The sequence below is a fragment of the Azospirillum sp. A29 genome (assembly GCF_042604625.1).
GTDB classification, from domain to species: domain Bacteria; phylum Pseudomonadota; class Alphaproteobacteria; order Azospirillales; family Azospirillaceae; genus Azospirillum; species Azospirillum palustre.
The window spans coordinates 650,782-667,067 of sequence record NZ_CP170460.1; the positions used below are offsets into that span (position 1 = coordinate 650,782).

Consider the following 16,286-nt stretch of genomic DNA (forward strand, 5'->3'; position numbering starts at 1 on the left):
GACCCTGCCAACAGGGATCAAGGCTCTAGAGGAGAATGACGATGCGCTCGGTGATGTGCGGGTTGATGGCGACGGCGGCCTTGTGGTGCGGCATGGCCGCGGTGCAGACGGCCCAGGCCCAGGAAAAGACGCTCTATGTCGCCGCCTATGGCGGGTCGTTCGAGCAGACCATGCGCAAGGACATCATCCCGGCCTTCGAAAAGGCGAACGGGGTGAAGATCGAGTATGTCGCCGGCAATTCGACCGACAACCTCGCCAAGCTGCAGGCCCAGCGGGGCAACCAGCAGATCGACGTCGTCATCCTCGACGACGGCCCGATGTATCAGGCGGTGGCGCTGAACTTCTGCGCCGACCTGGAGAAGGCGCCGGTCTACGACCAGCTCTACGATCTGGCGAAGATGCCGTCGGGCAAGGCGATCAACTTCGGCGCGGTCGGCACCGGCATCCTCTACAACAAGGCCTATTTCGACGAGAACAAGATCCCGGCTCCGACCTCGTGGAAGGACATCGAGGATCCGCGCTTCAAGAAGAAGCTGGCGATCCCGCCGATCAACAACAGCTACGGCCTGCACGCGCTGGTGATGATGGCGCGGCTGAACGGCGGCGGCGAGTCCAACATTGAGCCGGGCTTCAAGGAGTTCAAGGACAAGATCAACCCGAACGTGCTGGCCTACGAGCCGTCGCCGGGCAAGATGACCGAGCTGTTCCAGAGCAACCAGGCCGTCATCGCCGTCTGGGGCTCGGGCCGCGCCAAGGCGCTGGCCGACACCGGCTTCCCCGCCACCTTCGTCTATCCCAAGGAAGGCGGCATCGTGCTGGGTTCCGCCGCCTGTCAGGTCACCGGCAGCAAGAATGCGCCCGAAGCGCAGAAGTTCATCCAGCACATGCTGGGCGTCGAGGCGCAGACCGCTCTCGCCGTCAGCGCCGGCTTCGGCCCGGTGAACAAGACGGTGGAGCTGCCCGCCGAGAAGCAGGCCGGCATCCCCTACGGTCCGGAACAGGTCGGCAAGCTGCTGGTGGTGGATTGGGACACCATCAACAAGAACCGCGAGATCTGGAACAAGCGCTGGACCCGCGAGATCGAGCGCTGAGGATGTGAGGGTGCATCCCCTCTCCCCCCTGGGGAGAGGGTTAGGGTGAGGGGGTCGCAAGGTAAGGATTCTCGAGAATCCATGCGGTGTATCCCCCTCACCCCGACCCTCTCCCCGGGGGGAGAGGGGGACTAAGGGGAAAGGGAGACGACGGCATGGCTTATCTGGTTCTCGACCAACTGACCAAGCGCTTCGGAAACTGGACGGCGGTCGACAACGTCTCGCTGACCGTTGAGAAGGGCGAGCTGATTTCGCTGCTGGGGCCGTCGGGCTGCGGCAAGACCACCACCTTGCAGATGATCGCCGGCTTCCTCGACGCCGACGGCGGACGGGTGATGCTGGACGGCCAGGATTTGCTGGCGAAGAAGCCGAACGAGCGCGGGCTCGGCATCGTCTTCCAGAGCTATGCCCTGTTCCCGCACATGACCGCCGCGGAGAACGTCGCCTTCGGGCTGGAGATGCGCAGGATCAATCGCGCCGACCGCGACCGCATGGTCGCCGACGCGCTGAAGCTGGTCGGGCTGGAGCAGTATGGCGACCGCCACCCGCGCCGGATGTCGGGCGGCCAGCAGCAGCGCGTCGCCCTGGCGCGCGCGCTGGTGATCAAGCCGAGCCTGCTGCTGCTGGACGAGCCGCTGTCGAACCTGGACGCCAAGATGCGCGAGGAGATGCAGATCGAGCTGCGCCGCATCCAGCGCACCGTCGGCACCACCATGATCCTCGTCACCCACGACCAGTCGGAGGCGATGGCGCTGTCCGACCGCGTGGTGGTGTTGAACAAGGGCCGCATCCAGCAGATCGCCACGCCGCAGGAGGCCTACGACCGCCCGGCCAACGCCTTCGTCGCCAACTTCCTCGGCCGCACCAACCTGCTGCCGGGCATGGTCGGCGGCGGGTCGGGCGGGACCGTCATCACCGTGGCCGACAGCGTCTGGCCGGTGTCGCAGCCGATGGCGGCGGGTCCGGGGGCGCTGGCCGTCCGGCCGGAGAAGATCGGCTTCGTCGATGCCGGCGGCCTCAGCGGCACCGTGCTGGCCCGCGTCTTCCAGGGCACGCAATGGCTGTTCGAGATCGAGACCGCCGCCGGCCGGCTGATGGTGATCCGCCAGCATGACGGCTCTCCCCTGCCGGCGGAACGCGAGCGGGTGATGGTCGGCTGGCGGCCGGACGACATGGCGGTGATGCCTGCTGATCGGGAGGCGGCATGAGCATGGCGGCCTCCACCGACAGCCAAGTGCAGGCGACTGCCGCAAATCCCTCCACCCACGCACCGCCGCCGCGCCGGCCGCGCCGCTGGCCCTGGGCGCCCTATCTGCTGAGCGCGCCGGGGCTGGCCCTGTTCGCGGTGCTGCTGCTGGTGCCGCTGGCGATGACCTTCCTGCTGTCGCTGAACAGCTTCAGCTTCTATGGCGGCATCGAGAATGTCTGGCAGATCGGCAACTATGCCGACATCATCGCCGACAGCTATTTCCACGAGGTCTTCCTGCGCACCTTCCGCATCGCCGCGGTGGTGACGATTCTCTGCGCGCTGTTCGGCGCGCCGGAAGCCTACATCCTGCGCCGGATGAAGTCGCCGTGGCGCGGGCTTTGCCTGCTGATCGTGCTGGGGCCGCTGCTGATCTCGGTGGTGTCGCGGACGCTGGGCTGGGCGCTGCTGTTCGGCTCGACCGGGCTGGTCAACCAGGGGCTGATGGGGCTGGGGCTGATCGCGACGCCCATCGAGTTCATGTACACCGAGACCGGCGTCATCATCGCGCTGACCCATGTGCTGGTGCCCTTCATGGTGCTGTCGGTGTGGGCCTCGCTCCAGCGGCTCGACCCGCAGGTGGAGAATGCGGCGCTGTCGCTGGGCGCCGGGCCGCTGACGGTGATGCGCCGGGTGGTGCTGCCGCAGATCGTGCCGGGCATCCTGTCGGGCTCGATCATCGTCTTCGCGCTGGCGGCCAGCGCCTTCGCCACCCCGGCGATCATCGGCGGGCGGCGGCTGAAGGTGGCGGCGACGCTGGCCTATGACGAGTTCCTGAATACGCTGAACTGGCCGCTGGGCGCCACGGTGGCGGTGCTGCTGCTGATCGCCAACGTCGTCATCATCGTCGGCTGCAACCGGCTGGTCGAACGTCGCTACAAACAGGTGTTCGAATGAACCGCAACGGCCCGATCGCGCTGATCTTCCACGTCCTGTTCTTAGGATTCCTTCTGGCGCCGATCCTGATCGTCTGCGCCGTCGCCTTCACCTCGCAGGGCTATCTGTCGCTGCCGACCGAAGGGCTGTCGCTGCGCTGGTTCCGCGCCATCGGCGACAATCCGGAATTCATCCGCGCCTTCAAGGACAGCCTGCTGCTGGGGGCGGTGTCCTCCACCCTGGCGATCCTGGTGGCGGTGCCGGCGGCGCTGGCCATCGCGCGCCACCAGTTCTTCGGGCGCGAGGCGATCCAGGCGCTGTTCCTGTCGCCGCTGATGGTGCCGCACATCGTGCTCGGCATCGCCTTCCTGCGCTTCTTCACCATGATCGGGCTGGGCGGCACCTTCGCCGGGCTGGTGCTGAGCCATGTCATCATCATCCTGCCCTTCGCGCTGCGGCTGATCCTGGCGGCGTCCACCGGCATGGACCGGGCAGTGGAAAATGCGGCGTCGTCGCTGGGCGCCTCCTCCTGGACCTGCTTCCGCCGGGTGACGCTGCCGCTGATCCTGCCGGGCGTGGCGAGCGGCTGGGTGCTGGCCTTCATCAACAGCTTCGACGAGGTGACGATGACCGTCTTCATCGCCTCGCCGGAGACCACCACCCTGCCCGTCCGCCTGTTCCTCTACATCCAGGACAACATCGACCCGCTGGTCGCGGCGGTGTCGGCGGTGCTGATCTTCCTGACCGTCGCCGCCATGCTGGTGCTCGACCGCGTCTATGGATTGGAGCGGCTGCTGGTCGGCAAGGGCCGCGACTGACACGGCAAAGCGTCTTCTGGTTTTCTCCCTGAACTGCCCCGCACCTCCCCGGTGCGGGGCATTTTTTTGCGCGGCGGCGGAACTGTTACGCCGATGGTTCAGGATGCAAATGATTCGTTCACACCATTTTCGGTGTTGACCGCAGGGGGCATGCGGACGTACTTTTAACCAGCCGGTTAAAACATAGCGACCGCCACACAGGTCGCCCCGAGCCCGCCGGCCGGAGGAGACGCATGGAACCCCGCTCTCGCTCGGGCGCAGCGTTGCGCCTGCTCAATTCCGACTGGGTCCGCCCCATCCTGCTGATGGTCATCCTGCTGGTTCTGTGGGATCTGTCGGTCCGGGTGTTCGGCGTTCCCGCCTATCTCGTGCCGAAGCCCGGCGATGTCGTGCTGGCGATGATCGACGAATGGCCGCGCCTGCTGGCCGAATCCGTCCCCACCTTCACGGCCACCCTCGGCGGCTTCGCGCTATCGGTGCTGTTCGGCATTCCCATCGCGATGCTGATCGCCGGGTCGCGCGTGGTCGAAGCCTATGTCTACCCGCTGCTGGTCTTCTCGCAGTCGATCCCCAAGGTCGCCATCGCGCCGCTGTTCGTGGTGTGGTTCGGCTTCGGCCTGATGCCGAAGGTGATCGCCGCCTTCCTGCTGGGCTTCTTCCCGGTCGTGGTGTCGGCGGTGCAGGGCTTCAAGTCGGTCGACGGGGAGATGATGGACCTCGCCCGCTCGATGAAGGCGTCGCGCCTCCAGACCTTCCAGATGGTCAGCCTGCCGCATGCGCTGCCGGCGATCTTCGCCGGGCTGAAGGTCTCGATCACGCTGGCGGTGGTCGGGGCGGTGGTTGGCGAATTCGTCGGCTCCAACTCCGGCATCGGCTTCGTCCTGCAACGCTCCATCGGCAACTTCGAGCTGCCGCTGATGTTCGCGGCGCTGACCGTGCTGGCGCTGATGGGCGTCGTGCTGTTCTGGGTCATCGACGTGGTCGAGCGCTACACCATTCCCTGGCATGCCAGCCAGCGCCATAAGGCCGGCCTCGGCGCCTGACGGCACTTCAAAACATCCATTCATCGACAAGAACCCCGACGCCGCACAACGCAGGCCGACGGGGCGATCCACCACCCATGGGAGGTCACCGGTCGTGATGAAGAAAACCATCGTCGCCGCGCTCTGCGCCTTTGCCGCCTCCACCTTGCCGGCGCAGGCCGCCGACAAGGTGACGCTGATGCTGAACTGGTACGTCTATGGCGAGCACGCGCCCTTCTATTACGGCAAGGACAAGGGGCTGTACGAGGCCGAGGGCATCGACCTGGAAATCCAGGAAGGCCGCGGCTCGGCGGTGACGACGCAGCTGGTTGCCAGCAAGGGCGTCACCTTCGGCTATGTCGACGTGCCGACCATGATCAAGGCCGCCATGAAGGGCGCGCCGGTGACCTCGCCGGGCGTGCTGTTGCAGACCAGCCCGATGTCGGCGATGGGCTTCACCGAGAAGAACATCCGCAAGCCCGAGGACATCAAGAACCGCATCGTCGCCATGACGCCGGGCGACAGCATGTCCCAGATCTGGCCGCTGTTCCTGAAGAAGACCGGCCTGAAGGAGCGTGACTTCGAAGTGGTGTCGGGCGACGCCCAGACCAAGCTGAACGCCGTCATCAACGGACAGGCCGACCTGCTGCTGGGCTACGTCATGGACCAGAGCATGAAGATCAAGGACGCGACCGGCAAGTCGGTGACGCCGATCCGCTTCGCCGATTACGGCGTCAACATGGTCTCCTCCGGCATCATCGCCAACACCGACGTGATGAAAAGCAACCCGGACCTCGTGCGCCGCTTCATGGCCGCCACCACCAAGGCGGTGGAAGAGGCTGAGAAGGCGCCGAAGGACGCCGCGGCGGCGATCCTGAAGGCCAACCCGAAGGGCGGCAAGCCCGACACCCTGCAGGAAGGCTTCGAGCTGACCATCCCGCTCTACCGCACCAAGGAGACGGAGAAGCTGAGGCCCTTCCAGGTCACCGACGCCAACATGAAGGAGACGGTCGATCTGCTGGTCGAGTATGGCGGGCTGGACGCGGCGGCCAAGGAGAACCCCAAGCGCTTCTACACCCGCGAGTTCCTGCCGCCCGACCCGGCCGCCGCCGCCGTGAACGCCGCCGCCAAGTAAGCGCGAGCCAGACGTGACCGACCGACCCACCGCCCAGCCCACCGCAGGGAGCGACGAGGAGAGCATGGCACAGCCTCAGTTGAAACTGGTCGGCGACGCGGCGACGCAGCGCCTGTCCGGCGAGCCGCTGATCCGCATCGACGGCGTGACCAAGACCTACCGCACCCGCGACGGCGAGGTGCCGTCGCTCCGCCCGATCACCTTCGACGTGCGGCCGGGCGAGTTCCTGGTGGTGGTCGGTCCGTCCGGCTGCGGCAAGTCCACCCTGCTGAAGATGCTGGCCGGCCTGCTGCCGGTCAGCAGCGGGACCATCAAAATCGAAGGCGACACGGTCACCGAGCCGCACGACGACACCGGCATCGTCTTCCAGAGCCCGACCCTGCTGGCCTGGCGGTCGGTGCTGCGCAACATCATGCTGCCGGTGGAAATCCGCCGCCTGCCGCGGGAGCGCTATCTGGAACGCGCCCACAAGCTGGTCGAGATGACCGGGCTGAAGGGGTTCGAGAACAAGTATCCCTGGCAGCTGTCGGGCGGCATGCAGCAGCGCGCCGCCCTGTGCCGGGCGCTGGTGCACGACCCGAAGATCCTGCTGATGGACGAGCCGTTCGGCGCGCTCGACGCCATGACGCGGGAGCGGATGAATGTCGAGCTGCAACGCATCCAGCACGAGACCGGTAAGACGGTGATCCTGATCACCCACTCCATCCCGGAAGCGGTGTTCCTGGCCGACCGGGTGATGGTGATGTCGGAGCGGCCCGGCACCATCGCCGCCACCTACGAGGTCCCGCTGCCGCGCCCGCGGACGCTGGACGTGATGGGCGATCCGGTCTTCATCCAGCTGACCCAGACGATCCGCAAGCATTTCGCGGCGCAGGGACATCTCGACTAAGCGCCGGCCACTGATCCGGCACCGCAGAAACTTTGCGTCATCCCCGCGAAGGCGGGGATCCAGACAACTTCGCAGTTGAATCGCTGCGCAGGCTGGATTCCCGCCTTCGCGGGAATGACGGCCGAAGACGTACGGAAAGACTCCCATCATGTCTGCCGCCCCGGCTGCCCCCCGTCTCCGCATCCGCGCCATCGAGCTGTACGAGCGGCCCGTCCGTTTCGTGAAGCCGTTCCGCTTCGGCGCGGTGACGGTGGAGGCCGCCCCGCAATCCTTCGTCCGTGCCCTGGTCGCGGTGGAAGGACAGGGGGAGGCCTGGGGGGCGACGGCCGAGATGATGATGCCGAAATGGTTCGACAAGACGCCGGACCGCAGCCCGGCCCAGACGGTGGACGGGCTGCGCCGCTCGCTGATCGAAGCGCGCGACGCCTATCTGTCCGACGACCGGCTCGACACCGCCTTCGGCCATCACGCCGCCTACAGCCCGGCGCTGGAACCCAAGCTGGCCGCCGCCTTCGGGCCGGCGCAGATCGACAAGGCGGTGTTCGACGGGCTGCTGCGAGTGCTGAATCTCAATGCGTTCGACGGGCTGGGCGGCAATGTCGGCGGGCTGGATGCGCGGCTGGCGCCCGACCTCGCCGGCTTCGATCTGGACGGGTTCCTGCGCGGGCTTTCCCCGCTCGCCGAGGTGGAGCTGCGCCACACCGTCGGGCTGCTCGACAAGGCGCAAGACCTGCGCGCCCTGCTGGAGCGGGCGCCGCTGCGCTGGTTCAAGATCAAGCTCGGCGGCGACGCTGCCGCCGATGCCGAGCGGCTGGCGGAGCTGGCCGGCGTGCTGGAAACCGCCGCCCCCGGCTACCGCGCCACGCTGGACGGCAACGAGCAGTATCGCGACGCCGACCATGTCGCGGACCTGCTCGACCGCATCGACGCCTCCCCGGCGCTCGCCGGCTTCCGCAGGGCGCTGGCCTATCTGGAACAGCCGATCACGCGGGAGGCGGCGCTCGCCCGGCCGCTGGGCGCGGTGGCGGAGCGGGTGCCGGTGATCATCGACGAGTCCGACGACGGCTACGACGCCTTTCCGCGCGCCCGCGTCCTAGGCTATCGCGGCGTGTCGTCGAAATCCTGCAAGGGTCTCTACAAGGCGATGGTCAACCGCGCCCGCTGCACGGCGTGGGGGCCGCCGCACTTCATCTCCGCCGAGGACCTGACCTGCCAGGCCGGTCTGTCGGTGCAGCAGGACACCGCCCTGGTCGCCTTCCTCGGCATCCCGCATGCCGAGCGCAACGGGCACCAGTATGGCGAGGGCTTCGGCAGTGCCGCGGAGGCCGACGCCTTCCTCGCCGCCCATCCCGGTTTCTACGACCGCCGCGCCGACGGCACGGTCAGGCTCGCCACCGGCTCCGGCCGGCTGCCGACCGCCCCGCTGCGCGGTCCCGGTTTCGCGTCTTCAGCGGGTCCCGACCGGACCACGCTTTCCCCCCTTTCAAACCCGACATCAGCGTTTTCCGAAGGAGTCCACCCATGAGCACCAAGCGCCTTGGCCTCATCATGCACGGTGTCACCGGGCGGATGGGCATGAACCAGCACCTGATCCGCTCGATCCTGGCGATCCGCGCCCAGGGCGGCGTCACCCTGTCGGACGGCTCGCGCGTCATGCCCGACCCGATCATCGTCGGCCGCAACGCCGAAAAGATGCAGGAGCTGGCCCGCCGCCACGGCATCGAGCGCTGGAGCGACAATCTCGACGCCGCGCTGGAAAACCCGGACGACGTGATCTTCTTCGACGCCGGCACCACCCAGATGCGCCCGACGCTGCTGGAGAAGGCGATCCGCGCCGGCAAGCATGTCTATTGCGAGAAGCCGATCGCCACCAACCTGGACGAGGCGCTGCGCGTCGTCCGGCTGGCCGCCGAGGCCGGGGTGAAGAACGGCACGGTGCAGGACAAGCTGTTCCTGCCGGGCCTGGAGAAGCTGCGCATGCTGCGCGACAGCGGCTTCTTCGGCCGCATGCTGTCGGTGCGCGGCGAGTTCGGCTACTGGGTGTTCGAAGGCGACTGGCAGCCGGCGCAGCGTCCCTCGTGGAACTACCGCGAGGAAGACGGCGGCGGCATCATCCTCGACATGATCTGCCACTGGCGCTATGTGCTCGACAACCTGTTCGGCACGGTGAAGAGCATCTCCTGCCTGGGCGCCACCCACATTCCGGAACGCTGGGACGAGACGGGCAAGCCCTACAAGGCGACGGCCGACGACGCCGCCTATGCGATGTTCGAGCTTGAGGGCGGGGTGATCGCCACCATCAATTCGTCCTGGTGCACCCGCGTCTACCGCGACGATCTGGTGACCTTCCACGTTGACGGCACCAACGGCTCGGCGGTCGCAGGATTGACCGACTGCGTGATCCAGCCGCGCCAGGGCACGCCGCGCCCGGTGTGGAACCCCGACCAGAAGCAGACCATCGACTTCTACGACACCTGGCAGCCGGTGCCCGACAACGCCGTGTTCGACAACGGCTTCAAGGTGCAGTGGGAGTCCTTCATCCGCCATGTGGTCGAGGACACCCCCTACAATCACGGCCTGATCGAGGGCGCCAAGGGCGTCCAGCTGGTGGAATGCGCGATGCAGAGCTGGCGCGAACGCCGCTGGGTCGACGTGCCGGCCATCGAGGGCTGAGGCGTTCGCCGGGGAGGGGTGCCGACCACCCCCCTCCCCCACCCCTCCCCCGGCCCCTCCGCTGCGACTTTTCCAGGAATACCGCCCATGCCGACCATCCGTCTCCCCCGCGCCGACCGCAGCATCGAAAGCTACACGCTGGCCCCGCCGCGCGGCTTTCCCGCCCGCACCGAGCGGCCGCTGACCCGCATCGCCTTCGCCGCCGCCCATATGGTCGCCGACCCGCTGGCCGAGTGCGATCCGTGGCTGGCCCCGGCCATCGACTGGGACCGCACCATCGCCTTCCGCGAGCATCTGTGGGACCTCGGCCTCGGCGTCGCCGAGGCGATGGACACGGCGCAGCGCGGCATGGGGCTGGACTGGCCGACCTCGCTGGAGCTGATCCGGCGGTCGCAGTCGGCGGCCAAGGCGCGCGGCGGGGTGATCGCATGCGGCGCCGGCACCGACCATCTGCCGCCGGAGAACGCCCGCAGCGTCGACGACGTCATCCGCGCCTATGAGGAGCAGATCGAGGCCATCGAGGCGCTCGACGGCCGCATCATCCTGATGGCGTCGCGCGCGCTGGCCCGCGTCGCCAAGGGGCCGGAGGATTACGTCCGCGTCTATGGCCGCATCCTGTCGCAGGTGAAACAGCCGGTGATCCTGCACTGGCTGGGCGACATGTTCGACCCGGCGCTGGCCGGCTATTGGGGCACGGCCGACGTCGATGCGGCGATGGACACCGCGCTGTCGATCATCGGCGACTACGCCGCCAAGGTGGACGGCATCAAGATCTCGCTGCTCGACAAGGACAAGGAGATCGTCATGCGCCGCCGCCTGCCGGAGGGCGTGCGGATGTACACCGGCGACGACTTCAATTACGCCGAGCTGATCGCCGGCGACGGGCAGCACAAGTCCGACGCGCTGCTCGGCATCTTCGACGCCATCGCCCCGGCCGCCGCGGCGGCGCTGGCCCATCTGGCCGAGGGCGACGAGGCGGGGTTCCACGACATCCTGGCGCCGACCGTGCCGCTGTCGCGTCACATCTTCAAGGCGCCGACCCGCTTCTACAAGACCGGCGTCGTCTTCATGGCCTATCTGAACGGCCATCAGGAGCATTTCACCATGGTTGGCGGGCAGGAGAGCACGCGCTCCACCCTGCATCTGGCCGAGCTGTTCCGGCTGGCCGACAAGGCCGGGCTGCTGTCCGATCCCGACCGCGCGGCACAGCGGATGGCGGCGGTGCTGGCGGTGAGGGGGATTTCGTGATGCGGGACTTCTCTACGGATCATCGCTGGCTGTCGATCAACACGGCCACGGTGCGCAAGCAGGGCAATCTGGTCGAGATCCTCGACGCCTGCGCCCGCCGCGGCATTCGCGCTGTCGCACCCTGGCGCGATCAGGTGGCGGCGGTCGGGCTCGACGCCGCGGTGCAGGCGGTGCGCAGCGGCGAACTGGCGCTGTCCGGCTATTGCCGCGGCGGCATGTTCCCGGCCGACCCGTCCAAGGCGGCGGAGGTGCGCGACGACAACCGCCGCGCGGTGGACGAGGCGGCGGCGCTGGGGGCCGCCTGCCTCGTGCTGGTGGTCGGCGGGCTGCCGCAATTCTCCCGGCCCGGATCGGCGGCCAGCAAGGACATCGCGCTGGCCCGCTCGCAGGTGGAGGACGGCATCGCCGAACTGCTCGACTATGCCCGCAAGGCGGGGATGCCGCTGGCCATCGAGCCGCTGCACCCGATGTATGCCGCCGACCGCGCCTGCGTGAACACGATGGCCCATGCGCTCGACCTCTGCGACCGGCTGGATCCGGGGAAGTCGGGGGCGCTGGGGGTGGCGGTCGATGTCTATCATGTCTGGTGGGACCCGGATCTGGAGGAACAGATCGCCCGCGCCGGCAAGGAGCGGCTGCTGGCCTTCCATGTCTGCGACTGGCTGGTGCCGACCACCGACCTGCTGCTCGACCGCGGCATGATGGGCGACGGCGTCATCGACATCCCGCGCATCCGCGGCTGGGTCGAGGAGTGCGGCTTCGCCGGCTATTCGGAGGTGGAGATCTTCTCGCAAAGCACTTGGTGGGAGAAGCCGATGGGCGAGGTGCTGGACACCTGCATCGAACGCCACCGCAGCGCGGTTTGAAATGAGCGCGGTTTGAAATCGCTGGCGGACGCTTCTACCATGGGGGAGAACCAGCCCCCTCCCCCGGACCGCAGGAGCCGGCTTCCCGCATGGACAGCCTGACCGACACCCCCGACCCGGCGCCGCCCGCCCCTGTCGCCACCAGAGGCGCTGCGGCGCCGGCCAAGGTGACCCGCGACCCGGAGGGCACGCGGGCCCGCATCATGGCCGCGGCGACGGAGGAGTTCGCCCGCTACGGCCTGGGCGGCGCCCGCGTCGACCGCATCGCCGAGCAGGCCGGCACCAACAAGCGCATGCTCTATTACCATGTCGGCAACAAGGAGGAGCTGTATCTGGCGGTCCTTGAGGATGCCTATGCCCACATCCGCGAGACCGAACGCACGCTGAACCTGGACAAGCTGGCGCCGCCCGAGGCCATCGCGCGGCTGATCGGCTTCACCTGGCAGTATTTCATCGACCATCCCGAATTCATGGCCCTGCTGAACATCGAGAACCTGCACCGGGCCGAGCTGCTGAAGACCTCGGGGCAGGTGCAGTCGATGCACTCCCCCTTCGTGCAGATGATCGGCGACGTGCTGGCGCGCGGGGTGAAGGACGGGGTGTTCCGGGCCGGGGTCGAGCCGGTGCAGCTCTACATCTCCATCGCCGGGCTGTCCTACTTCTACCTGTCCAACGTCCACACCCTGTCGGTCATCTTCGGCCGCGACCTGCTGGCCGAGCCGGCGAAGCAGGAGCGGCTGGACCATATGGTGGAGCTGGTGCTGAAGTCGCTGCGGCCGTGAGGCGACGAGAGGGGTGGTCAGATTCTGACCACCCCTACTGTTTCGGCACTTCTACTGTTTCGGAGCCGGGCGCAGCAGCGCGATCAGCAGCAGGCCGCCGACGATGAACCAGGCGATGACGACGAAGCCGTCGATGTAGGCCAGCACATAAGCCTGCTTGCGCACCGCCGCCGCCAGCAGCGACAGGGCGCGGTCGGTCGCCTCCTCGGTTCCGGTGGAGCGGGCGGCGATCCGCGCCATGCCGCCGGCCAGCCGGTGGACGGTGTCGGTGCCGCCGGCCACCACGTCGGAGACCAGCCGGAAGCTGTGGAACTGCTCGCGCACGCGGACGAAGGTCTGCATGAAGGCGGCGCCCAGCTCGCCGCCCAGCAGGCGCGAGGTCTGCAACAGGGCGCCCAGCGCCAGGATGTGGGCCTGGGACAGGTTCTTGATGTTGAAGTAGATCAGCGAGGTCATGGCGAAGGACTGGCCGAAGGCCTGCAACATCTGCGACGGCAGGAAATCGGCGCCGACCCAGTCCGCCGTCAGGTGCGAGGCCAGCCAGCAGGCGAGCCCCACCGCGGCGAAGCCGGCCGCCATCACCACCCGCGGATCGGCATGGCGCAGCAGCGTGCCGACCAGCGGCGCCAGCAGGAACTGCGGCAGCGCGATCAGCAGCAGCGTGTCCCCCACCTCCAGCGCCCGGTAATTGTTCACCGTGATCATGAACTGCGGCACCAGATAGGCGGTGGACAGCATGATCAACCGCAGCAGCACCAGCAGCAGGCAGAGCAGCGGGATGTTGCCGCGGAAGAGCGCGCTGAAGGTGATCCAGGGCTTGGGGCAGGTCAGCTCTTGCACGATGAAGGCGCCGACCAGCAGGCCGCCGGACAGGAACAACCCGACGATCAGGCCGGAATTGAACCAGTCCAGCCGGTTGCCCTGGTCGAGCCCGGCATAGAGCAGGGCGAAGCCGAGGCTGGCATAGGCGATGCCCCACCAGTCGCCGTCCTTCAGCAGGTCGCGGCGGACCGGCTCGGCCGGCATGCCGAAATGGACGCACAGCGCCATCAGCGGCGCCAGCAGCGCCGTGTCCCAGAAAAGCCAGCGCCAGTCGAGATGCTCGATCACCCAGCCCTCGACCGAGGCGGCGAAGTTGAGCGACAGCTCGACATTCATCGCATAGACGGCGATGCCGTAGACGACATAGCGCGGCGGCAGGTTGCGGACGATGAAGCCGATGGTCAGCGGGATGAAGGTGCCCGACGACAGGCCGGCCAGCAGCTGGAAGGTCAGCACCCCGGTCAGCGTGCCGGTCAGCGGCAGGGCCAGCATCGCCAGCCCGTAGGTGAGGGACGACACCAGCAGCACGCGGCGCGGCCCGAACACCACGCCGAGGAAGGCGGCGGCCGGGGCGACCAGCATCTGCGCCACCGTGTAGGCGGTGGTGATCCAGGCCCCCTCGTCGAAGCCGGCGCCGATGGCGCCGCGGATGTCGGCCAGCCCGAAGGTGGTGATGCGCGAGGTCAGGGTGGAGATCAGCGCCCCCAGCATGACGCCGAGCAACCCGACGATCGGATGGTGGGTCAGGATCGGCTGGGCCGGGCGCAGCAGGATCCGGGACAGCCGCCCGCCGGCCAGACCGACGCTCAAGACCCGTTCTCCTTTACCTCTCCATCCGTATCGATGGTGACGACAACGGACATGCCGGGCCGCAGCCGGTCCTGCAAGGGGTGGGGGCCGTCGAGGACGATCTTCACCGGGATGCGCTGGACGATCTTGGTGAAGTTGCCGGTGGCGTTGTCGGGCGGGAGCAGGGCGAACTGGCTGCCGCTGGCCGGCGACTGGGCGGCGACCCGGCCGGTCAGCGTCACGTCGGGGAAGCTGTCGATGCGGACGGTCGCCGGCAGGCCGGACCGGATCCGCGTCATCTGGGTTTCCTTGTAGTTGGCGATCACCCACACCGCCGGCAGCGGCACCAGCGTGACGATCTGGCTGCCCTGCCCGACATATTGGCCGGGACGGACCTGCCGCTGCCCGACCATGCCGTCGGCCGGGGCGCGGATCGTCGTGCGGTCGAGCGTGATGCGGGCGAGGTCGAGGTCGGCCTGCCGTTGCAGCCGGGTGGCCTTGGCCTGCCGCACCTGCACGTCGATGCCGTCGAGCGCCGCCTTCTGCTGGTCGACCTGGGCCTGTCCCGCCTCCAGCGCCGCCTGGGCCCGGCGGGAGGTCGCCTGCGCCTGTTGCAGCGCTTGGAGCGTGCCGGCGACGCCCTGCTCGGTCAGGGAGCGCTGGCGCGCCTCCTCCAGCCGCGCCCGCCACGCCTCGGCCTCCAGCCCGTGGACGTTCGCCTCGGCCTGATCGACCAGGGCGCGCTGGGTGCGCTTCTGGATGTCGAGCTGGGCGATGGCGGCGTCGGCGGCCTCCAGCGCCGCCTCCGCCTGCTGCACGCGGGCACGGTAGTCGTCGTCGACGATCATCGCCACCGGGTCGCCGGCCTTCACCCGCTGGAAGTCCTCGACCGGCATGTCGCGGACGACGCCCGCCACCTGGGCCGACAGCGGGGTGATGTCGGCCTGGAGATAGGCGTCGCTGGTGGTCTGGCGCGCGGCGGTGCCGAGCCAGCGGTCCCAGCGCGTGGCGAAGGCCACCAGCAGCACAACCGCCAGCCCCAGCACCGCCAGCCGCACCAGCCAGGGGCTCCAGGCCACCGGCGGCGGGGCGGCCGGCGGGGGAGGAGGAGGCGGTAAGGGCTGCTGGGCCGCTTGCTGGCCCACCGGCTGGGTTGGCGCTGCGGCATCGCTCATGCGGGGCTCTCCATCGGCCTGTCGGAACGGTCTGGCCGACCCTACGCGATGGCCCGTGGAAAAGCGCCTTGCACCAAGGTGTAGCCCCGCTTGCGACCGGTCAGGACAGGACGATGCCGCCGTCGACGTTCAGCGTCTGGCCGGTGACGAAGGCGCTGTCGTCCGAGCAGAAGAAGGCCACCGGCCCGGCGACATCCTCCGGCGCGCCAATGCGGGCCATGGCGGTCTTGGCCTTCCAGCCGTCGCGGATCGCCGGATCGTCGAGGTTCACCCGGCCCATGTCGGTCAGGATGATGCCGGGGCAGACGCAGTTGGCGGTGATGCCGAGCGGCCCGACCTCCTGCGCCAGCACGCGGGTGAAGCCCATCACCGCGGCCTTCGACGCCGAGTAATGCGCCTGCTCCGGCGCGCCGTGCTTGCCGCCGATGGAGGCGATGTTGCAGATGCGGCCATAGCCCTGCGCCTTCATCAGCGGCAGCACCGCCTGGGTGACGAGGAAGGTGCCCTTGGCGTTCACGTCCATCACCTGATCCCAGGCGGTTTCCGGGCAGTCTTCCACCGTCGCGGCGATCAGGATGCCGGCGTTGTTGACCAGCGCGTGGATGGTGCCGAGTTCGGCCACCGCGCGGTCGACCATCGCCTGCACCTCGTCCTTGGCCGACACGTCGGCGTGCAGCTCGACCACGCGCACGCCCAGCGCCCGCGCCTCCCCCGCCGTCTCCGTCAGCGCGCCGGCCTGCCGGGCGATGTCGTTCAGCGCGAGGTCGAAGCCGCGCGCCGCCAGTCCGAGAGCGATGGCGCGACCGATGCCGCGGCTGGCGCCGGTGACCAGCGCGATCTTCCCCTGTGCCATA

Annotated in this window: 15 protein-coding genes; 12 read left to right on the plus strand and 3 right to left on the minus strand. The window is 68.4% G+C overall.

Going from position 1 to position 16,286, the window contains the following annotated elements; translation table 11 throughout:
• The first annotated feature begins 41 nt into the window (after positions 1-41).
• The 12 genes from ABNQ38_RS02870 to ABNQ38_RS02925 all read left to right on the plus strand — a co-directional run bounded on the left by ABNQ38_RS02870 (position 42) and on the right by ABNQ38_RS02925 (position 12,646).
• The gene (locus ABNQ38_RS02870) at positions 42-1,091 is read left to right on the plus strand and encodes an ABC transporter substrate-binding protein (protein ID WP_377805597.1); all 1,050 of its coding nucleotides are present in this window, start codon (positions 42-44) and stop codon (positions 1,089-1,091) included.
• Positions 1,092-1,246: 155 nt separating this feature from the next.
• Complete coding sequence (locus ABNQ38_RS02875; RefSeq protein WP_377805598.1) at positions 1,247-2,299, plus strand: ABC transporter ATP-binding protein; 1,053 nt, start codon at positions 1,247-1,249, stop codon at positions 2,297-2,299.
• Positions 2,296-3,234, plus strand: a complete 939-nt coding sequence (locus ABNQ38_RS02880) for an ABC transporter permease (protein WP_377805599.1) — start codon at positions 2,296-2,298, stop codon at positions 3,232-3,234. The genes ABNQ38_RS02875 and ABNQ38_RS02880 overlap by 4 nt, the downstream gene beginning before the upstream one ends.
• The gene (locus ABNQ38_RS02885) at positions 3,231-4,031 is read left to right on the plus strand and encodes an ABC transporter permease (protein ID WP_377805600.1); all 801 of its coding nucleotides are present in this window, start codon (positions 3,231-3,233) and stop codon (positions 4,029-4,031) included. The genes ABNQ38_RS02880 and ABNQ38_RS02885 overlap by 4 nt, the downstream gene beginning before the upstream one ends.
• A gap of 233 nt (positions 4,032-4,264) precedes the next feature.
• Positions 4,265-5,074: an ABC transporter permease gene (locus ABNQ38_RS02890; RefSeq protein WP_377805601.1), complete on the plus strand. Its 810-nt coding sequence runs from the start codon at positions 4,265-4,267 to the stop codon at positions 5,072-5,074.
• 97 nt (positions 5,075-5,171) lie between these two features.
• A complete protein-coding gene (locus ABNQ38_RS02895) occupies positions 5,172-6,188 on the plus strand; it encodes an ABC transporter substrate-binding protein (protein WP_109049672.1) in 1,017 nt (338 codons plus the stop codon).
• 64 nt (positions 6,189-6,252) lie between these two features.
• Positions 6,253-7,077: an ABC transporter ATP-binding protein gene (locus ABNQ38_RS02900; protein ID WP_109490913.1), complete on the plus strand. Its 825-nt coding sequence runs from the start codon at positions 6,253-6,255 to the stop codon at positions 7,075-7,077.
• A gap of 148 nt (positions 7,078-7,225) precedes the next feature.
• Entirely contained in the window at positions 7,226-8,602 is a 1,377-nt protein-coding gene (locus ABNQ38_RS02905; protein WP_377805602.1) for a hypothetical protein, read from the plus strand.
• The gene (locus ABNQ38_RS02910; protein WP_377805603.1) at positions 8,599-9,750 is read left to right on the plus strand and encodes a Gfo/Idh/MocA family protein; all 1,152 of its coding nucleotides are present in this window, start codon (positions 8,599-8,601) and stop codon (positions 9,748-9,750) included. The genes ABNQ38_RS02905 and ABNQ38_RS02910 overlap by 4 nt, the downstream gene beginning before the upstream one ends.
• An 87-nt stretch (positions 9,751-9,837) precedes the next feature.
• Positions 9,838-10,998 (plus strand): dihydrodipicolinate synthase family protein, encoded by a 1,161-nt coding sequence (locus ABNQ38_RS02915; protein ID WP_377805605.1) that lies wholly within the window; start codon positions 9,838-9,840, stop codon positions 10,996-10,998.
• A complete protein-coding gene (locus ABNQ38_RS02920; protein WP_377805606.1) occupies positions 10,998-11,864 on the plus strand; it encodes a sugar phosphate isomerase/epimerase family protein in 867 nt (288 codons plus the stop codon). The genes ABNQ38_RS02915 and ABNQ38_RS02920 overlap by 1 nt, the downstream gene beginning before the upstream one ends.
• An 89-nt stretch (positions 11,865-11,953) precedes the next feature.
• Positions 11,954-12,646 carry a TetR family transcriptional regulator gene (locus ABNQ38_RS02925; RefSeq protein WP_377805607.1) on the plus strand — a complete coding sequence of 231 codons (693 nt, stop codon included), beginning with the start codon at positions 11,954-11,956 and terminating at the stop codon, positions 12,644-12,646.
• A 51-nt stretch (positions 12,647-12,697) separates the two neighbouring features.
• On the opposite strand, the gene ABNQ38_RS02930 is transcribed toward ABNQ38_RS02925, so the two are convergent.
• The 3 genes from ABNQ38_RS02930 to ABNQ38_RS02940 all read right to left on the minus strand — a co-directional run bounded on the left by ABNQ38_RS02930 (position 12,698) and on the right by ABNQ38_RS02940 (position 16,285).
• Entirely contained in the window at positions 12,698-14,278 is a 1,581-nt protein-coding gene (locus ABNQ38_RS02930) for an MFS transporter (protein ID WP_377805608.1), read from the minus strand.
• A complete protein-coding gene (locus ABNQ38_RS02935; RefSeq protein ID WP_377805609.1) occupies positions 14,275-15,432 on the minus strand; it encodes an HlyD family secretion protein in 1,158 nt (385 codons plus the stop codon). The genes ABNQ38_RS02930 and ABNQ38_RS02935 overlap by 4 nt, the downstream gene beginning before the upstream one ends.
• A gap of 100 nt (positions 15,433-15,532) precedes the next feature.
• Positions 15,533-16,285 carry an SDR family NAD(P)-dependent oxidoreductase gene (locus ABNQ38_RS02940; RefSeq protein WP_377805610.1) on the minus strand — a complete coding sequence of 251 codons (753 nt, stop codon included), beginning with the start codon at positions 16,283-16,285 and terminating at the stop codon, positions 15,533-15,535.
• Between the last annotated feature and the right edge of the window lies 1 nt (position 16,286).